This is a genomic window from Paenibacillus sp. B1-35, from assembly GCF_050474385.1.
GTDB lineage: Bacteria > Bacillota > Bacilli > Paenibacillales > Paenibacillaceae > Paenibacillus_B > Paenibacillus_B alvei.
The window spans coordinates 41,726-61,039 of sequence record NZ_JBCHVJ010000002.1 but is presented as its reverse complement, the minus strand read 5'-3'; the positions used below and the strand labels follow the sequence as shown (position 1 = coordinate 61,039).

Here is a 19,314-nt window from a genome sequence, read left to right as displayed (position 1 = left end):
GGGCTCCTCTCTTATATTATACGCCAAGCTGCTTCGTAACAAGCTCTTCTACAAGAGCCAACGCCGCTGGAAGCTTGGAAGCGTCCTTGCCTCCCGCCTGTGCCATATCCGGTCGGCCACCGCCTCCACCGCCGCATACAGAAGCAAGCTCCTTAATCAGCTTGCCGGCATGAAGCCCCTTCTTCACAAGCCCAGGAGCAACTGCAACGACAAAGTTCACCTTGTCTTCGTTCACTGCACCGAGCGCGATAATAGCTTCTGGCAGCTTCGCCTTCAGCTCGTCCGCTGTCGTACGAAGCGCATCCATACCGCCAGCATCAACTTGCGCTGCCAATACTTGAACGCCAGCAACGGTTTTTACCTGATCTGTCAATTGTCCTGCTTCAATGCTGCTCAACTTGCCCTTAAGCGATTCATTTTCACGGGAAAGCTCTTTCTCGCGGGTAAACATCGCTTCAATACGCTTCGGCACATCGGCCACATTTGATTTAAGCAATGAACCAGCTTGCTTCAACAGCTCCAATTGAGCCTCCATATATTGATACGCATGACGTCCAGTTACGGCTTCAATTCTGCGTACGCCAGAGCCAATACCGCTCTCGCTTACAATTTTAAAGAGGCCAATTTCCGAAGTGCTGCCAACATGGCAGCCGCCGCACAACTCAATGCTGTAATCGCCGACTTGTACGACACGCACAACATCGCCGTACTTCTCGCCGAACAATGCCATTGCGCCCATTTCTTTTGCTTCATCAATCGATTTTGATTCGATGACGAGCTGTGTGCCTTTCCAGATTTGCTCGTTGACACGATGCTCAATGTCAGTAAGCTCTTCTTCACTAATGCTTCCTAAATGAGTGAAGTCAAAACGAAGGCGATCAGGCTGAACAAGAGATCCTGCTTGGTTCGCATGCTCGCCCAATACGAGCTTCAGCGCCTTGTGAAGCAAGTGTGTTGCGGTGTGATTCTTAATAATATCCTCGCGGATCGCACGATCAACTGCAGCTTGTACCTTCATGCCAACGCGAAGTGATCCTTCTTCCACGCGAACAACAGCAACATGCTGGCCATGAGGCGCCTTCACTACATCTTGAACCTTTGCCTTGAACCCGGCTGCTGTAAGCAGACCGCTGTCGCTTACCTGACCGCCGCTTTCTGCGTAGAATGGCGTACGATCAAGCACCACTTGGCAAGTCGTATCTGCTTGTGCTTCCTCAGCCATGTTGTCGCCAACGATTATCGCCAACACACTGGATTCCGTTACCAACTCATTATATCCAACGAATTCGCTTTTAGTCGTGAAATCAGCAAGCGGTCCGCCTTGAACCTTCATGCTTCCTGTATCTTGACGAGCTGCACGAGCACGATCACGCTGCTCTTGCATTGCTTGGTCGAAGCCTTCACGGTCTACCGTCAACCCATGTTCGGAAGCATAATCTTCCGTTAGGTCGAATGGGAAGCCATACGTATCATACAGCTTAAACGCTTCTTGCCCACCAATTTGCGTACGGCCCTCCTGCTTCGCAGCAGATGCCAAGCTTTCTAATATCGCCAATCCTTCGACAAGCGTTTCGTGGAAACGTTCTTCCTCGTTCTTAATCACTTTTTCGATAAATTCGCGTTTTTCAACGATCTCCTTGTAATGCGCACCCATTACTTCACATACCGTTTGTACCAGTTCTACCATAAATGGACGGTCGATGCCGAGGATTTTCCCGTAGCGAACCGCACGGCGCAGCAAGCGGCGGATAACGTATCCACGACCTTCATTCGATGGCAATACGCCGTCGCCTACTGCGAATGTTACCGTACGAACATGGTCAGCAATAACTTTCAAGGCAACGTCGAACTCTGGACGTTCATTATATTTCACGCCTGCAATGCGGCATGTTGCTTGAATGATCGGCTGGAACAGGTCAGTATCGAAGTTGGAGTCTACATCCTGCAAGATCGATGCAAAGCGCTCCAAGCCTGCGCCTGTATCAATGTTTTTGTTCGGCAGCGGCGTGTAACTGCCGTCCTTGTTGTGGTTGTATTGCGAGAATACATTGTTCCACACTTCCAAATAGCGCTCGTTCTCACCGCTTGGATAGCATTCTGGATCCTCTTCCAATGTTCCGTACTTCTCTCCGCGATCGTAGAAGATCTCAGTACACGGGCCGCAAGGTCCTTCCCCGATATCCCAGAAGTTATCATCGCCTGTCTTTACGATGTGGTCAGCAGGGAGGCCAATTTTCTCGTTCCACAGCTTGTACGCTTCTTCATCCTCGTTATGGACGGTAACATAGAGACGGTTTGGATCAAACCCAATCCATTCTTTGCTCGTCAAGAACTCCCAAGCCCAAGTAATTGCTTCTTCTTTGAAATAATCGCCGATGGAGAAGTTCCCGAGCATTTCGAAGAACGTATGGTGGCGGCGTGTCTTGCCGACATTTTCAATATCGTTCGTGCGAATACATTTTTGCGAGTTTGCAATACGCGGGTTTTCAGGCTTCACCCGTCCGTCAAAATAAGGCTTCAGCGGGGCCATGCCCGCATTAATCCAAAGCAGCGATGGGTCATTGTGAGGCACAAGCGATGCGCTCGGCTCAATGTGATGCCCTTTGCTCTCAAAGAATTTTAACCATTTCTCGCGAATTTCACTAGCCTTCATGAATAAACGCCCCCAACTAAATTGTCATATAAAAATAAAAAATCGCCCCTGAAAATCAGGGACGATTCGTATATCGCGGTACCACCCTGGTTATCGCATACAGTCTTATCCAATCAATCAAGCCTGCACCATGATGCAAGCAACGGGTAAGACAAGCGTCTGCGATCGCCTTGACGTTGATAACGGGCACGTCCCGGTGAAGTTCCATTCACACTCAGAAATTAGCATTCAGCTGCTCTTCTCGGTGAAGATTCTTACAGCCAGCCGGCGTTCGCCGATCCGGAATCTTCTCTCTGCTCCCAGGGCTTCAGCTTACTTGAATTCGTCGTCGTTTTGTTCCATATATCTATCCAATTATCTAGTATAAGCAGCAGGCAAACAGTTGTCAAACATCTTTCCTTTGAACCAAGTCTGCCTGCACTGCGGATATGAATAAGAAGCTTCTATCCTAGATATTCAATTTGCTCAAGCATGCGTTTCAGCATAACTGCAGCCTGCGCACGTGTCGCCGTAGCCTTTGGCTGGAATGTATTGGCGGTCATCCCTTGAACTATGCCTGTAGAGACTGCCTTGCTTACGCCGTCGCGCGCATAGCCGCTTACCTGATTGCGATCGTTGAACTTATTAAGCGAACTTGGATTGGAAGCAACATCGCGTCCTGTATATTCCATCGCTCGAACGAGCATAACAGCCATTTGTTCACGGTTGATCGACTCATTTGGACGGAACATGCCATTTTCATAACCGCCAATAATTCCCGCTTTGGTTGCAGCCCCAATATAAGGAGCCATCATGCTGGACGGATTCACATCACGATAGGCGGAAGCTCCAGACGCATCAGCTTGAAGCCCAAGCGAGCGTGCCAGCAAGATCGCGAACTGTCCGCGTGTAATGTTGGCATTCGGTGCGAATGCGTCATTACTAACACCCTCAATAATATACTTTGATGCCAATTCGCGAATAGCGTCGCGTCCCCAGTGGCTTTTAATGTCAGAGAAATCTTTCGTACGATCCATCATGGCCACAGAACGATTGCCTTTGAACTGGAAAGCGTACACCGTAACGCCAAGTTCCTGCTTCGTTACCGTTGGCACATATCCCGCCTTGTTCAGCACGGAATCATAACGGACGGCTGATGCATTTCCTCGTTGTACCAATTGTACGTTGCGCACCTTGTATTTCAAATTCGCCTCAATCGTACGCGGCGTGGCGGAGCCTGCGAATGCCGACAAGCGGAATTCAATCGGATTGACTCGTACGCGTGCACCTGTATCATTCAGGCTGCGCAGCAATGCACGAGAATCCGATCCAGATTCCGATTCTGCTTGGAGCAGCAGGTATGCCTGATTGTTCCCCCACTCCCGCTCGAGAGCACGAAAGTCCAACTCTCGCAACGGAACCGACATCAGGATATCTCCATAACGAATAGAGAATACCGCATCATTTGCCTTACTGTATACCTCATTCAAGGTTTGCAATGGAACAGCGACCACCGCTCCGCGTTCGGATGTCGGAACATCGAACGCCAGATGATTGCGCGTACCGTTTTGGAGTACATATTCAAAGGATGATTTCAACTTGTTTGCCGGTATCGTATAACGCTTAACAGAACTGCCGCTTAATGAACGATCAGAGCTAGTGTCCGCTGACGAGCTCGAGAGCAAATACCAGCCATCATCCAAAAACCAACGGAAGGAAGCAGGTTGTATATCGCCCGGGCGTGTGGTGGAACCATCCGTTTTATTGGTCACAGCGGTAGATGCGAACGACTGCAAGGAATTGCCTGCCAAATCTTTAATCGGGTTTTTCCCTTGCAAATAAGCAACGGTTACCGTGCTGTAGGCATTGACCGCTTCGTCCAGTGTCAAGGTAACCTCTTCGTTGCGAGTAGAAGCACGCTTTACTTTAATTGTCCGGTTGTCTGACTGTACCACAAATTGTGATGCGTCAGGAGAAGGAAATTCCTTCAGCCGCTCGGAAAAGACAAGCGTTATCGCACTGCCCTTCACTGAAGCCGAACGCAACGTTGGCGCGGTTCGGTCAGAACGGTTATCAGCCTTCATCAATGCGAATCCGGATGCCTTATTTCCAGCCAAATCAGAAATTCGAGGCTCCCCTGGCAAGTACGATACTGTGACATCATCGTTGTCGCCAACACTGGAGCTTAAGACGAGATGAACCTCATTATTTCGCACTTGAACAGAATCGACACTTTGGGATGAACGATTGACATACACCGAGAAATGACTGCGAGGCGGTACCTTGCTCGTATCCAATGATTCATTATAAGTCAACGTCAGCAGGCTCCCGCTAACCTCTGCCCTTTGAACCACAGGCGCCTTCGTATCTGCATCATTTCGCGCCAAAAGATCCGTAAATGCCTCAAGCTGGTTGCCACTGCGATCTTTCAATGGATAACGATCCGGCTTATAGCTCACTCTTACCGTTTGATTGTCGCGGATCAGATAAATAAGCGACAACGTAACTCTAGAACCATCCACTGAAATACGGCTTACCGACTTTTCCTTCCCATCCACGGTAACCTTGAACTGTTCATATGCACGGGCAGATACGGTATCCATCGGATTCGATATGTCCAGAATTACCTTCATTCCTTCCGCACTAGCCTGTTTAACGATAGGTGGAGTACGGTCAACATCATTACTGACTGCCGCCTTCTCGAATGCGGCTGCTGGATTGCCTGCCGTATCCTGTATTGGCTTGCGTTCAGCGCTCGGACGATAGGAGATGAGCACATTTTGCCCGGCTGCAATCCCGCTTTCTACGCTGACATCGACATAATTGTCCCCAATAGCTGTCCCCGTAACGCGGCGTAAATTTCCATTCACCGTTACTTCGAAGCTGGCGGCTGGCGGCTGTGAGTTCTTATTCAAACTCTTATTGAACGTTAAACGAACGGTATCCAGCTTACTAAGTGCAGCAGACTTCAAAGTAGGAGCCCCTGCGTCCTCATTGCCCGTTGTGAACTTCCATGTATTCAATCCCGGGTAAGACTTTCCGCTTGCATTGCGCAGGGAATCTGCCGCGATTTCTATCGTATACTCTGTGCTCGGCTTCAATTGCTGTACCGGATCAATCGTAATCGTATTTGTGCCGTCACCAGCAACACGATTGGAGGACATCGGCAGCGCCTCAAACACTTTGCCATCCTTCGCCTGCTTCATGATGATACTTCCGCCGGATTGCTTCCATACCTTCTCCTTGAAGGTCAACACTAGCTTAGAGTCCACACGGACATCTCGCTGCCCAATCGATGGCGCCAGTACATCCAGTTGAGGGGCACCAGCATCGGCTGCAGTCGTGAAGGTCCACTCCGTTGGATCATAAACACCGAGGAACTCTGAAGTGCCTGATTTGAAAGTACCGAAATCAACCTGTACCCGGTAAGCATTCCCAGCCTCCAACGGCTTTGATAACGTAATCGTCGCTTTTTTCTTCGACTCATCCAAGCGAACTTGGTTGCTGTCTACTGCAATATCCTCAACCTTGTCACCATTCTTCTTCCGCAAGGTGATGTTTCCGCTTCCTTTTTCTACTTCAGTATTGAACGCAAGAATCAACTCAGTTCCGACGTTGACATCTGTCGCCCCTGCGGCAGGGATCATGGACGACACCTTAATTGTTTTTAAGCCTTCTATTTTGTCTTTCCATGCATCTTTAAGCGTTGTGCTTGATCCCGTCTGCGGCAATGCCATCGCGGCATTCGCAGAAAGTTCCATTGCTAAAGCAATAGTCAATAATATCGCAAGTGTTCGTTTCACGTAAGAACTCTCCTCCTAATCATTCCTATTTCATTTCGCAGGACGCGGCATCTGCAATCATTCACGAATAAAATAACGGCGTCCAATATCCTTAAACGCCGCATCCACTTCTTTAAACGCGCCTGACAACGAATTTGTTGTTCAAGATTGCGAAACTTTCTGAAAAACAGGACTAAAGTAGGGGTTTTTATCTTTAACATTCTCCTTGATTATCCAAAATTGATTTACACGGTTTTGCGGCGAATCTGATAAGCTACAATGTGCTGACAGATTACTTTAATCACTGCAAAAAAGGGTACTGCAAGGATAAGCCCTACAACGCCAGCAAGCTCGCCGCCGACCAGCAGAGCGAAAATAATTGTGAGTGGATGCATATGCAGGGTTTTGCCTACTACCTGAGGCGAAATAATATTGCCCTCCACGATTTGACAGATTGTATTGACCACAATGACCAAAATAATCATCTTGATCGATACAGTCGCTGCAAAAATAAGCGCAGGGGCTGCACCGAAATATGGCCCGAGATAGGGAATAATGTTGAACACCGCAACACATAAGGCAAGCAGCAGTGCATAAGGCATGCCGATGATCCAGTAGCCAATATAAGCAAGCACGCCAATAATGACGCATACAAGGAACTGTCCCCGTATGTAGCTGCCCAACGCCTCATCGATTTCCCGGAACAGCAGTACCGTGTGTTTCCGATGCGAGCGCGGCACATAGGCGATAACAGCACGCTCGAACACATCGAAATCCTTTAATATATAGAAAATGAGAAAGGGAACGATAAGCGCAATGAAGAGCATATTAATGGCAGCTCCGATATTTTCCATAAAGTCTGAAATCGTCTTGCCGATGCGCTCCTCAAGCGCGTAAATCGAGTTGTTTAATCCAGAACGTACGGAAGGCGGCATCGTTTTTCCTACACCATCCATCATCTGCTCCGCCTTCGCATTCAGATGGGGCATCTGATTGTTAAGCTCTGCAAGCTGCTTCACCAGCATCGGGATCATATTGACTAAAATGACTGTCACGACTGCAATGAATACCGCATAAATAAGCAAGACCGCCATTGTGCGGGGAACTTTACGCTCATTGAGCAGGGTTACGATCGGATTGAGCACGTAAGCAATAATCATCGCCACGAAGAAAGGGGCAAGTATAGCTTTAAGAAAGCCATAGACATGCCCAATTAGAGGTTTCATCATAAACAATAAATAGAGGATGATAAGACCTAGCAGACAATAGATGCTCATGACGAATAGACGGTTTTTCCAAAAACGCTCCACTGTACCATACACTCCGTTCCAACTAGCTAGTATGTAGAATGCTTGCAATACAGTAAAGTATGTGTAGCCTAGGGAAAAATTAATCCAACAGGAGTTCCATCTTCTATTCGCCAGATACGCTGATTGTCGCTGCCGCGGAAAGGGAGTCCGGGACAACGGCGCTCTGCTATGAAAGGCCCGTCGACCAGGACATCAATACTGTGAAGCAGTTCCTGTTGATCTGGAGTACCGTGCTCCATCAACCGCTCGACCGTATACCCTGTATATGACCATATATGTCGGCCAGACTGACGCAGCAGCCGGGCCAACTCCGACACTTCCTTTGCCTGCATGAACGGTTCTCCGCCGGATAGGGTTACATCTGTAAGCGGATTGGACAGCACCTCGGCTGCCACCTCCTCTACAGTCATCTCCGTACCGTTCATCATGTTCCAGGATTGCGGATTATGGCATCCTTTGCACTGGTGGGGACATCCGCTGAAGAAAATGACTGTGCGCAGACCCTCCCCGTCAACAACACTGTCGTGCAAAATGGATAGAACGCGCAGGCTCATTGATGCTTCACCCGCTCCGACTCCTCTGTCCGCTTTGCGGTATTCCATTTGTTCATATCCCCAACCAGATATCCAGTAATGCGGCGAATGCGCTCGATTTGGTTGCCAGAGCTTCCGCATACCGGACAGCTGTCCTCAATTGTATCTTGATGGCCACAAGTGCGGCAGCGGTCGACAGGATGATTAAGAGAGCCATAGCCAATTCCGCTGGCCGCCATCGCACGCACGATTCGGTCAAGCGCCTTTGGATTAGCCTTGGCACTGCCGTCCAGTTCCACATAAGTAATATGTCCTGCATTGCACAGCTCATGGAAAGGCCCTTCAATCCGGATTTTATCGATCGCCTTCACGGAGCAATATACAGGCACATGAAAGGAATTGGTGTAATACTTCCGATCCGTAATGCCCTTTCTTACACCAAAATCAGCCCGATCCCGGCTTGTAAATTTCCCAGATAGTCCTTCTGCCGGTGTCGCGATCAATGAGAAATTAAGACCTGTCGCTGTAATTGCCTCATCCATTCGTATACGCATATGAGTCACGATCCGCATTCCTAGTTTGCGTGCTTCCTCAGACTCGCCATGATGGGTACCTGTAAGCGCGACCAGAGCTTCTGCAAGTCCGATAAAGCCAACGCTAAGTGTCCCTTGCTTAAGGATTTCCCCAAGCTCATCCTCTGGCTGCAAGTTTTCACTGCCACGCCATACACCCTGCTTCATCAAAAATGCAAAGTCTCTTACCTGCTTCTTCGATTGGTACTCCAGCCGCTCCGTCAGCTGCTTGACCGTCAGCTTCAATATAGTGTCCAAGCGAATAAAGAAATCATCTATACTGCTTGACAGCATAGCAAGACGAACGAGATTCAACGAGGTGAAGGACAGATTCCCTCTGCCGATCGCCGTTTCCTCTCCGTTCACATTCCCCATGACGCGCGTTCTGCAGCCCATATAGCAGGCCTCACTTTCTGGCGTACCATTATCGTACTGTGCATTAAACGGAGCATCGAGAAAGGCAAAGTTCGGGAATAACCGCTGCGCTGTCGTTTGCAGTGCAAGCTGATATAAATCGTAATTCGGATCAGATGAGTCGAAGTTGACTCCCTTTTTCACTTTGAAAATTTGAATAGGGAAAATAGGCGTCTCCCCTCTGCCTAGTCCAGCTTGTGTCGCCAGCAGAAGCTGCTTCACAAGCATTCGTCCTTCCAAGGATGTATCCGTGCCATAGTTGAGCGAGATGAAGGGCACCTGCCCGCCGCCTCTGGAATGCATGGAATTCGCATTATGAATGAATGCCTCACAAGCCTGATATACATCCCGCTCCGTTAATCGCCATACTTCTGCTGCAAGATCGAAATCCTCTGGCAGCGGCAGCGATTCCATATAACGAAGATGCCGGTTGTAAGTTTTGCGTACATAAGGGGCTACATCATAATCGAACATCGGATATGCTTGCCCGCCGTGCTGCTGATTCTGGTTCGCCTGCAATATAATCGACGCCAGCGCAAGCGCACTCTTAATATCCTGCGGCTCGCGCATATATCCATGACCCGTGTTGAACCCTTGCTTTAACAGCTTGCCAAGCGGGATTTGGCAGCACGTTGTCGTACCGGAAGCATAGAAATCGAGGTCATGCGGATACATCAGGTTTTGTTCCACTGCCTCTCTTACGTCAGCAGACAGCAGATGCTGAATCGTATACCAACGCGCGCTCTCGCTTGCGATTTTACCCATCATCCCCATAGGCGAACGTCCATCCACATTCGCATTTTCCTGCATCAGATCCTGATTTCCGCCGTCTACGATGTCATGTAGCGATGCCGTTAACCGCTCCGTGCCCGTCGGCTTGTTCCGTTCCCATACCGTGCTTGTTCGTTTCATGGATACCATCGTCATATCAACTCAGTCCTTTCACATTATGTACCTTCATTTTCAGTGCAAATCGTCTATGTCAACTATATCTAGTGTGTTTGTTTGAAAATGAGCACAATATGTATTATGAACGAACTCTTTTTCTCACAATATGAGATTCATCACGGACAAAATGACGAGCATGCAAAAAGCGCCCGTTCTCGCCTCTACGAAGCGATTACGAGCGCCAATGTTCCATATGATGGATATTTGTTCTGCCCAATCCTTAGGACGAGGCCTGTGCTTCCGGGAACGCAGGCGACGCAAATTCATCGCCAAAAAATAAATCATCCAGAGAGCTTAATGTACCGTCCTCTTCAACCTGGTACACGGACATCTTGTCTCCGTTCACCGTCAGCTCTATATAACATCCCCAGCAATAAAATTGGTGGGAGCCAATCTTCCCGATATCTTTGGAATTGCAGTTCGGGCATCGCAACATCGTTCTCACCATTCCGTCCGTTGACTAATTTGTTCGTACCGTGCAGGCTATCCGCTATCCTCGAAGACAATAACATCAGTCCCCCATTTCAAGCGGCTTGTCCCATCTATCCGCCGTCTGCCCTCCAGCAGGTCAGACAGCAAACCGTCTGAAATTTCCAGACCTGTTACTTGGTTACCCATATTTGGCTGAAAATAAACATCAGCGACCCATCCTAATTGCGATCCTTCACTTGTCATGACAGGCAAATCCTTCAACGCTCCATTCCCTGTCAAGAAAGTCCTCTCTATATGGATAGCCTCCGTCTGGCGGATGGCTGTATCATTCGCGATCATTATTGCGTCTTCTCCGCAGGCAGTTACCTCTTCCCAGCTAACCGATGGAGGAGGCGAACCCTTACGGGAACGACCATCAAGCTCTATATGCGTTATAGTCCAATCATTCGAAATGCGGATATCCTTCACCTTGGCCAATCGCTTCCCCGTCTCAATTGCATACACGGGAAGGCCGATCAGTTCCAACAGCTTCATATCGGGGCCCCCTCTTCAGCTAACGGCATTTTACAAAAATCATGCAGGTCGTTCTAGGTTCGAAATTGATGAAACCCTTCTTCGAGTACGACCTCGGCTAGCATGCCGCGTTATCTCAATCGCCCCTCCTTTCACGCTGTGACAGTCCCTTACTGTCTAGTACGAACACGTGATACGATGGTTGCAATTTGTTGCGCAGCGCAAGCAGCCTCTTCATTAGTATTGCCCAATCCGAAGCTGAATCGTACAGCCGTTCTCTTGCGCTCATCCGGTAAATCCATAGCTTCAAGTACATGCGACAATTCCAGCGAACCTGAAGTACAGGCGGATCCGCTTGAGGCCATAATGCCAGCCAAGTCCAAGTTCATCAGCATTGTCTCGGTTGGCACGTCCAAGAAGCTGACATTCAGTACATGCGGCAAGTGCTCAGTAGGATGCCCGTTCATGACTACGCGATCCCCAAGTGCCAATGACAGCTCCATCCACAATGTATTGCGAATTTGTCCGAGCCCCTCAAGCTTCTCACTCAGCGAAGCATTCGCCACTTCCAGCGCCTTGGCCATACCAGCGATACCCGCTACATTCTCTGTTCCCGCTCTGCGCTTGCGTTCCTGGCTTCCTCCATATAACAGCGGATCCCAATGCACACCCGAACGCACATATAGAACACCCACGCCCTTAGGACCATTAATTTTGTGGGCAGAGAAGCTTGCGAAATCTACGGGGATCTCGCACAATCGAAATTTCAAATGACCCAGCACTTGCACAGCATCAGTATGCATAGCAATTCCACGCTCACGAGCCAAACGCCCGATTTCCTCAATTGGTTGAATTGTGCCTACTTCATTGTTGCCGTACATGACGCTTATAAGACAAGTATGGGGCTGCAGCGCAGCCTTAATTGCTTCAACCGATACTTTCCCAGTCTGATCCGGCGCCACATAAGTCACTTCAAATCCGAATTGCTCCAATCGCTCGCACGCATGCAACACCGCATGATGCTCAATTTGCGTCGTCACGATATGCGGCTTGCGAGCGGATGCTGGTTGATTGTGATCCGAACATTGCTGCAGCCAAGCAGACCATGCGGCACCGAAGACGGCAGCATTATCCCCTTCCGTCCCTCCGCTCGTGAAGATAAGCTCCTGAGGCTGGCACCCGAGCTGCGCGGCAATGCGATCACGAGCTTGATTCAAAGCGAGCTTCGCTTCGCGCCCGAACGCATGAACGCTGGAAGCGTTTCCGAACACTTGATGCATACTGTCGGTCATCGCTTGCAAGACATCCGGATGAAGTGGGGTTGTTGCTGCATGGTCGAAATAGATGCGTTCCATTGTATTCCCTCGTTTCTGCTAATCCATATATCCTTATCAAGCTTATCTATTACGATAAGAAACTTGCTGTTTATCTTTCAATATTAAATATAGAACATATAGCTGTCTTGGCTTCCCTCATCCTTGTAGTTAACCAAATCAGCCAGTGTCGTGGAGTCCAAAACCTGTGCAATGCTGTCACGAATACGCAGCCACAAATCACGCTTCGCCGGATCGTCCTCTTCTGTAAAATCGACTGGCGAGATTGGACCCTCCAGCACGCGAATAATTTCACCTGCTGTAATATGCTCAGGCACTCCAGCTAGCACATAGCCGCCATAGGCCCCACGAATACTTTTTACCAATCCTGCATTACGCAGCGGAGCAATCAATTGCTCTAAATAATGCTCAGAAAGTTGGTTTTTCTCCGCAATGCTCTTTAGCGATGTTGGACCTTCTCCACAACTCCTTGCCAACTCCATCATAATGGTAAGGCCATAACGACCCTTTGTTGAAATTTTCATATTGTACACCTCATTATTTAATATCGTATCAATCCAATGTATTCCGATTAAGGCACCCTGTATATCGTAACATAACTCTTCCCTTTATGGACAATATTCTGCTTCGGCATTCACAAATTATTTCCATTTGCTTGAAATTTTCTTGACAACATGTCATATTTCCGGTATATACCCCCTTATGGTATAATACAAAAGGATGTGAATAAGGCGTGCCTTTGTAGCAATCCTTTATTATAAATTCGCGAGCCGACAGCCTTCAAACGGGCCGCAATTGCCACAGCTCGCAGCAAAGACGGTGATACAATGACAAAATCTAATGCGGACACTCGCGTCGTCGTCGGCATGTCAGGCGGCGTAGATTCCTCGGTGACGGCTCTGCTGCTCAAGCAACAAGGCTATGATGTCATCGGCATATTCATGAAAAACTGGGATGACACGGACGAATTCGGTCAGTGCACAGCCGAAAGCGATGCGGAAGATGTACGCCGCGTCTGTGAACAGATTGGCATCCCTTATTATACGGTGAACTTTGAGAAGGAATATTTCGATAAGGTCTTCACCTATTTCTTGGACGAATATCGTCGCGGCCGTACGCCAAATCCAGACGTTATGTGCAACCGCGAGATTAAGTTCGGTGAATTTTTGCAAAAAGCACTCGACCTAGGCGCGGATTATTTGGCGACAGGCCATTACGCTCGCGTCCTCCACGAGGATGGCAAGCATACCCTGCTGCGCGGTGTTGATAGCAATAAGGATCAAACATACTTCCTTAATGCCTTGAATCAGGAGCAGTTGGCAAAGGCGATGTTCCCTATTGGACATTTGCCGAAGCCGGAAGTTCGCCGTATTGCCGAAGAAGCAGGGCTGGCCACTGCCAAGAAAAAGGACAGCACCGGCGTATGCTTTATTGGAGAGCGCAACTTCAAGCAGTTTCTAAGCCAATACTTGCCTGCACAACCAGGTCAAATGATCGATATTCGAACACATGAGGTGAAAGGCCGCCACGACGGACTCATGTACTACACCCTAGGTCAACGCCAAGGCTTGGGCATTGGCGGCTCAGGTAGCGGAGAGCCTTGGTTCGTAGCAGAGAAAGACTTGACTAATAACGTGCTGTATGTCGTGCAGGGTGACGATCATCCTAGCCTCTACTCTACAGGACTTGTCGCTTCTCAAGTCAACTGGATTGCTGGCGACATGCCAAATGAGCCAATCCGCTGCACAGCCAAATTCCGTTACCGCCAGCCGGATCAAGGTGTCACACTCCAAAAGAACGCGGACGGAACGGTAGAGGTTACCTTTGATATCAATCAGCGTGCAGTAACCCCTGGACAAGCTGTCGTTTTCTATGATGGGGACACATGTCTAGGCGGCGGCACAATCGATATCGTTCACAAATTAAAGGCATAACCAATTCATATTCATAGGAATCAACAACAAGGGGGTTATCCCGCAGCTGCGCTTTAAAACCAGCTCGGGATAACCCCCTTCGTCATTATGCTATATGCTTGAAGCTGTATTCATCATCGAATCATGATTGCTCGCTGCCCCCAGCTTTTTCACATGGAGACGCGCAATCCGGAAATGATCGGTTTCTTCAACGATAAATTCATACTCAAAAGCGCCTTCGACTCGAGTACGTTGGCCAACCCGTGGCGGAACCTCGACCATGGCATACATCCAGCCACCAATCGTGTCGTAGTCTTCAGAACTGATCTCTGTGCCGAAATAAGCATTAACTTCCTCGATCAGCAACCGTCCGTCAATCGAAAAGTTTGTTTCGTTTTTCTTCTCGATTTGTGGCCTTTCCTCATCGAATTCGTCCTGAATTTCGCCTACGATTTCTTCCATAATATCTTCTAACGTGACCAAACCCGCTGTTCCACCAAATTCATCGATAAGCAGCGCGATCTGCACCTTATTTTTCTGCATTAATTTCAACAATGCGCTAATGGACATTGACTCCGGAACACTTAACATCGGTCGTACGATGGAACGAATGCTGTCCAAGTTTTCTGGCGCCTTCACAATGTCACGGATATGGATAAAGCCGATAATATTATCCTTATCGTTATCGCACACCGGATAGCGTGTGTGCATTTCCGTAAGAACCTTCGTCTTGTTCACCTCAAACGAATCCTGTACATATAAACAAATCATATCCGTTCTTGGTATCATAATTTCACGTGCATGCGTTTCCGTAAAATCGAAAATGTTGTCCACAAGTGCCAGTTCAGTATTATCAATGTACCCACTCTTATGGCTTTCCTTGACCAAGATACGAATTTCCTCTTCCGTATGTGCCGATTCATGCTCTGAAGCCGGCTCGATACCGAACAACTTCAGTACCAGGTTGGCCGTACCATTTAATAGCCAGATGAACGGATACATCACCTTATAGAATAAGCTTAATGGACCGGCAGTCCATAACGCTACTCGTTCAGACTTGCGTATTGCCAAAGTCTTCGGCGCAAGTTCCCCAAGAACGATATGCAGCACCGTGATGAAAATAAACGCGATAGCAGTTGATATGGAAGTGATAACCGCTGTTCCTGCCCCTAATGCCGTCAATGGCTTATACAGCAGTTGAGCAACTGTCTTCTCCCCGATCCAACCAAGGCCAAGCGAAGCAAGCGTAATGCCTAATTGGCAGGCTGACAAGTAAGCATCCAAATGCTCTGTCACATGCCGCGTCAGCTTTGCTTTTGCGTTCCCCTCCTGCACGAGTGTATCAAGACGACTCCCGCGCACCTTCACCATCGCGAACTCCGCCGCAACGAAAAAGCCATTCAAAAATACTAACAGCAGAACAAACAACATTCCCCAAAATATCGGTAACGGATCACTACTCACCCGATCTCCTGCCCACTCCCTATTCGAAACGGACAGGAACACCTCCCCATACAATAAAATAAAGACATACATCTATTATATAAGAAAATACATAAGAATCCTACTCTCATCCACCCAGTCATTGAACATATGAATGTTAATGGGATTTTCATTATGTATATTCTTTCTTTATATCGTCCTATCACCAATTTTGTTGAAGATGAATCGGAACATAAAGTTTAATACATTCACTATTGTTCGGTCGCGTATCGAACCGCCTCATTTAACAGTTCGATAATATAGGCATCATCGCATGTGTACAAAATGTTCTGTCCTTCCCGGCGATATCTGACAAAACGATATGCCCGCAGTGTCTTGAGCTGATGGGATACTGCAGACTGAGATAGCTGCAGCGCGTCTGCCACTTGGTTCACAGCACATTCTTCACGCGCAAGAAGCGACAAAATTCGAATACGTGTTGGATCGCCCAGCGCTTTGAACGTTTGCGATACCCTTTCCAGCACTTCTGCATCCAAATCTTTTCCCAGGAAATAATTCATCTTCTTCTTCTCCTTTGTGTTGTTCATCCATATCTTGCTGCTATGCGTGAGAACGAGATGAACATACCTACATATGTATGGCACTGTTGCCAGTAGGTTATGACAAAGCGAAGAAAAATAAACATGGATTCCTTAGGAATCCATGCCAATTGGAAATTGGGCATGCATGAATTCTTCTTCTACACGGAAGGAAGCGGTGTAGGAGTAGGTTCTGCATAACCCTCTTTGTATTTAGTATCAATCGTTTGACGGATATCCTTCATCGACTTGCCATCACGGAGCATCAGGGAAGCTTCAACGGCGATATCAAGGCATACGCCACAGCGAGTGCCATGATCATCCCATTCAATCTTTCCTTCTTCCTTCGATGCAACGAAGCAATTCAGGTTGCTCTTATGTCCAGCCACTTCTCCACAGCCGCAATAACAAGGCATATATTGCAGCAGTTCACTGTTCGTAGCTGCAAGCTGATAAATTTGCTGCATTTCCTTCTGCTTATCCTTCAAGAATGGCGGAAGCTCATCAACAGACGCCGTAATTTGACGCAAATCACCATTTTTCATCAACCGATCATGCTGTCCTTTCGAAGTATCCGCATGACCTTCCGCTTCCTTGCTATCAGAGGAGTTCCCACAGCCAGTTACAATTGCCAATACCAGTAAACTAATAACGAGTGCCAGTTTCGGGATTCGATTGCGACTTTGTTCTTTGTTAGCTCTTTGCCTGTGACTGAACATGAAAATACCCCCCACCAAAGTATTCATTTCAAATTCAATATAAAGGTCTGTCTAAACTAAGCGTCGCCTCGACCATGCGAGCCCCTTCTCCGCTCTTGGTTGATGCGCATTTTGGCTTCTGTCCCCTGCTCGTTCGCCATAAAGAATACCCGCTTCTTTATTGCGTCAGGCAGGTATTGCTGCTCCACATAGTGTCCTGGATAGTCGTGTGGATACTGATAGCCCTTGTGTCCGAGCTTGTCCGCGCCTTTGTAATGCGTATCGCGCAAATGCAATGGCACTTCAGCCGTCTTAATATCTTCAAACGCCTGCATGACGCGAGCAATGGCAAGCGGGATCGAGTTGGACTTTGGACTTTCAACCGCGAATAAAATAGCTTGCGCCACGATGTACTTCGACTCCGGCCAGCCTATTCGATGATAGGCCTCCAGCGCACTAACAGCCTGCACCATTGCTTGCGGGTTCGCTAGTCCAATATCTTCGCTGCATGCAACGGTTAATCTGCGAATGAATGTCATTGGATCCATGCCCAGCTTCTCGACCGCATACAGGAACCAGAACAGGGCCGCATCACTTGATCCGCGAATGCTCTTGTGGAAGGCAGACAATACATCATACTGTACCGATTCATCTGCCTGTACAATCGGCCTTCGAACAGATTCTTCCGCCACTTCCAATGTAATGTGGACTGTCCCGTCTTCCCTCGGTGTCGTCGTCATTGCCGCCATCTCCAGCGCGTTCAATGCACGGCGTATGTCGCCATTCGCCATGGAAGCAATGTGTTCAAGCGCATCCGAGTCTGCCTGAACCGGCATGAATCCAAGTCCCCGCTCCTTATCAACCAAAGCCCGCTTCATCGCAATTAGCGAGTGCTCCTTCGTGAGCGGCTTCAATTGGAACAAGGTCGAGCGGCTGATTAACGCCCCATTTACATGATGGAATGGATTTTCCGTCGTTGCGCCGATGAATATAATCGTCCCCTTTTCAACGGCAGGCAGCAATGCATCCTGTTGTGATCGATTAAAGCGATGAACCTCATCCAAGAACAGAATAGTCTTGGTATTGTACATCTTCTTATTCGTATCAGCTTGTTCAATAACTGCTCGAACATCCTTAACTGATGCATCGACTGCATTTAAGCGAACGAATTCACCCTTCGTCTGCTCCGAGATGATATTAGCGAGCGTCGTCTTGCCGCAGCCTGGCGGCCCATACAGCAATATCGAGGAGACTCGATCCGCTTCAATCGCTCTTCGCAGCAGTCTTCCCGGCCCTACTATATGTTCTTGGCCAATATACTCTTCCAATGTCCTTGGCCGAATTCGATCAGCCAGCAATCGCATCGTCGGATGCTGCTGTTCTTCCCCATAAGAGAATAAATCCATATCTGTCACCCAAATTACAAATCTGCCAGCATGTCGCGGATCACGACACTGACCATAATAAGCCCAGCCACTGGCGGCACAAATGCGTTACTGGAAGGTGGCTGCTTCGCCTTGCGAATATCAGGGGCAGTATCCGGTACGATGCGCTCCGTAACATCCTCACGCGGCTTGATTGGCTCCTCTGTAGAGAACACAACCTTGACCCCTTTTCGAATGCCATCCTTACGCAGTTTTTGCCGAATAACGCGAGCAATCGGGTCGTAAGACGTCTCCGAAATATCAGCCACTTGGAAACGCGAAGGATCCATCTTATTCGCCGCACCCATGCTGGAAATAATAGGTATTTTCCGCTTTAAGCATTCTTTGATCAAGTGAATTTTATATACAATCGTATCCGATGCATCGACAACATAATCCAGTTCATACTTAAATAGTTCTTCGTATGTTTCTTCCGTATAGAACATGTTAAGTGCAATCGCATCACAATCTGGATTGATTAGCTTAATCCGATCACGCATCAATTCCGCCTTCTTCTGACCAACAGTAGTCGTCAAGGCGTGAATTTGCCGATTAATGTTCGTAATATCGACTGTATCTTTATCAATGAGAATAATTCGACCTACACCGGTGCGTGCCAATGCCTCTGCAGCCATTGAGCCAACACCGCCGATTCCTAGAACGGCGACTGTGCTGTTTTTAAGCTTCTCCAAGCCTTCCGGCCCAATCGCAAGTTCCGTACGTGAAAATTGATGCAGCATAACGTCCTTTTCCTCCTGCGTCTCATTATCCATGCATGGTTTATGCAT

Annotated in this window: 15 protein-coding genes; 1 reads left to right on the top strand and 14 read right to left on the bottom strand. The window is 48.3% G+C overall.

Going from position 1 to position 19,314, the window contains the following annotated elements; translation table 11 throughout:
* Positions 1-16 precede the first annotated feature (16 nt).
* The 9 genes from alaS to cymR form a co-directional block, all read right to left on the bottom strand.
* Entirely contained in the window at positions 17-2,653 is a 2,637-nt protein-coding gene (gene alaS / locus ACQ5BJ_RS07745; RefSeq protein ID WP_005547501.1) for an alanine--tRNA ligase, read from the bottom strand.
* A 443-nt stretch (positions 2,654-3,096) separates the two neighbouring features.
* Entirely contained in the window at positions 3,097-6,435 is a 3,339-nt protein-coding gene (locus ACQ5BJ_RS07740) for a SwmB domain-containing protein (RefSeq protein WP_430110273.1), read from the bottom strand.
* A gap of 224 nt (positions 6,436-6,659) precedes the next feature.
* Positions 6,660-7,724, bottom strand: coding sequence for an AI-2E family transporter (locus ACQ5BJ_RS07735; RefSeq protein ID WP_005547498.1), 1,065 nt, complete (start codon positions 7,722-7,724; stop codon positions 6,660-6,662).
* Between the two features lie 68 nt (positions 7,725-7,792).
* Positions 7,793-8,326 carry an anaerobic ribonucleoside-triphosphate reductase activating protein gene (gene nrdG, locus ACQ5BJ_RS07730; protein WP_005547496.1) on the bottom strand — a complete coding sequence of 178 codons (534 nt, stop codon included), beginning with the start codon at positions 8,324-8,326 and terminating at the stop codon, positions 7,793-7,795.
* Positions 8,275-10,164, bottom strand: a complete 1,890-nt coding sequence (locus ACQ5BJ_RS07725; protein WP_430110377.1) for an anaerobic ribonucleoside triphosphate reductase — start codon at positions 10,162-10,164, stop codon at positions 8,275-8,277. The genes nrdG and ACQ5BJ_RS07725 overlap by 52 nt, the downstream gene beginning before the upstream one ends.
* 247 nt (positions 10,165-10,411) lie before the next feature.
* Positions 10,412-10,627: a hypothetical protein gene (locus ACQ5BJ_RS07720; RefSeq protein ID WP_040735985.1), complete on the bottom strand. Its 216-nt coding sequence runs from the start codon at positions 10,625-10,627 to the stop codon at positions 10,412-10,414.
* Between the two features lie 47 nt (positions 10,628-10,674).
* Entirely contained in the window at positions 10,675-11,157 is a 483-nt protein-coding gene (locus ACQ5BJ_RS07715; RefSeq protein WP_005547490.1) for a PRC-barrel domain-containing protein, read from the bottom strand.
* Positions 11,158-11,306: 149 nt separating this feature from the next.
* Positions 11,307-12,491, bottom strand: coding sequence for a cysteine desulfurase family protein (locus ACQ5BJ_RS07710; protein WP_005547487.1), 1,185 nt, complete (start codon positions 12,489-12,491; stop codon positions 11,307-11,309).
* A gap of 83 nt (positions 12,492-12,574) precedes the next feature.
* Positions 12,575-12,994 carry a cysteine metabolism transcriptional regulator CymR gene (gene cymR / locus ACQ5BJ_RS07705; protein ID WP_005547485.1) on the bottom strand — a complete coding sequence of 140 codons (420 nt, stop codon included), beginning with the start codon at positions 12,992-12,994 and terminating at the stop codon, positions 12,575-12,577.
* Between the two features lie 303 nt (positions 12,995-13,297).
* On the opposite strand from cymR, the gene mnmA reads away from it, so the two are divergent.
* Positions 13,298-14,404: a tRNA 2-thiouridine(34) synthase MnmA gene (gene mnmA / locus ACQ5BJ_RS07700; protein WP_005547481.1), complete on the top strand. Its 1,107-nt coding sequence runs from the start codon at positions 13,298-13,300 to the stop codon at positions 14,402-14,404.
* 90 nt (positions 14,405-14,494) lie between these two features.
* On the opposite strand, the gene ACQ5BJ_RS07695 is transcribed toward mnmA, so the two are convergent.
* The 5 genes from ACQ5BJ_RS07695 to ACQ5BJ_RS07675 all read right to left on the bottom strand — a co-directional run bounded on the left by ACQ5BJ_RS07695 (position 14,495) and on the right by ACQ5BJ_RS07675 (position 19,266).
* Complete coding sequence (locus ACQ5BJ_RS07695; protein ID WP_262866977.1) at positions 14,495-15,847, bottom strand: hemolysin family protein; 1,353 nt, start codon at positions 15,845-15,847, stop codon at positions 14,495-14,497.
* Between the two features lie 230 nt (positions 15,848-16,077).
* Complete coding sequence (locus ACQ5BJ_RS07690) at positions 16,078-16,386, bottom strand: ArsR/SmtB family transcription factor (RefSeq protein ID WP_005547475.1); 309 nt, start codon at positions 16,384-16,386, stop codon at positions 16,078-16,080.
* Between the two features lie 179 nt (positions 16,387-16,565).
* Positions 16,566-17,123, bottom strand: coding sequence for a PCYCGC motif-containing (lipo)protein (locus ACQ5BJ_RS07685; RefSeq protein WP_367668131.1), 558 nt, complete (start codon positions 17,121-17,123; stop codon positions 16,566-16,568).
* A 56-nt stretch (positions 17,124-17,179) separates the two neighbouring features.
* Complete coding sequence (locus tag ACQ5BJ_RS07680) at positions 17,180-18,508, bottom strand: replication-associated recombination protein A (protein WP_430110281.1); 1,329 nt, start codon at positions 18,506-18,508, stop codon at positions 17,180-17,182.
* 14 nt (positions 18,509-18,522) lie between these two features.
* Entirely contained in the window at positions 18,523-19,266 is a 744-nt protein-coding gene (locus ACQ5BJ_RS07675; protein ID WP_430110379.1) for a tRNA threonylcarbamoyladenosine dehydratase, read from the bottom strand.
* Between the last annotated feature and the right edge of the window lie 48 nt (positions 19,267-19,314).

Bases quoted from the DNA above. Each gene is read 5' to 3' on its own strand.
- alaS (WP_005547501.1), bottom strand. From the start codon at position 2,653: ATGAAGGCTAGTGAAATTCGCGAGAAATGGTTAAAATTCTTTGAGAGC.
- nrdG (WP_005547496.1), bottom strand. From the start codon at position 8,326: ATGGAATACCGCAAAGCGGACAGAGGAGTCGGAGCGGGTGAAGCATCA.
- ACQ5BJ_RS07725 (WP_430110377.1), bottom strand. From the start codon at position 10,164: ATGGTATCCATGAAACGAACAAGCACGGTATGGGAACGGAACAAGCCG.
- ACQ5BJ_RS07720 (WP_040735985.1), bottom strand. From the start codon at position 10,627: ATGTTGCGATGCCCGAACTGCAATTCCAAAGATATCGGGAAGATTGGC.
- ACQ5BJ_RS07715 (WP_005547490.1), bottom strand. From the start codon at position 11,157: ATGAAGCTGTTGGAACTGATCGGCCTTCCCGTGTATGCAATTGAGACG.
- ACQ5BJ_RS07710 (WP_005547487.1), bottom strand. From the start codon at position 12,491: ATGGAACGCATCTATTTCGACCATGCAGCAACAACCCCACTTCATCCG.
- cymR (WP_005547485.1), bottom strand. From the start codon at position 12,994: ATGAAAATTTCAACAAAGGGTCGTTATGGCCTTACCATTATGATGGAG.
- mnmA (WP_005547481.1), top strand. From the start codon at position 13,298: ATGACAAAATCTAATGCGGACACTCGCGTCGTCGTCGGCATGTCAGGC.
- ACQ5BJ_RS07690 (WP_005547475.1), bottom strand. From the start codon at position 16,386: ATGAATTATTTCCTGGGAAAAGATTTGGATGCAGAAGTGCTGGAAAGG.
- ACQ5BJ_RS07685 (WP_367668131.1), bottom strand. From the start codon at position 17,123: ATGTTCAGTCACAGGCAAAGAGCTAACAAAGAACAAAGTCGCAATCGA.
- ACQ5BJ_RS07680 (WP_430110281.1), bottom strand. From the start codon at position 18,508: ATGGATTTATTCTCTTATGGGGAAGAACAGCAGCATCCGACGATGCGA.
- ACQ5BJ_RS07675 (WP_430110379.1), bottom strand. From the start codon at position 19,266: ATGCTGCATCAATTTTCACGTACGGAACTTGCGATTGGGCCGGAAGGC.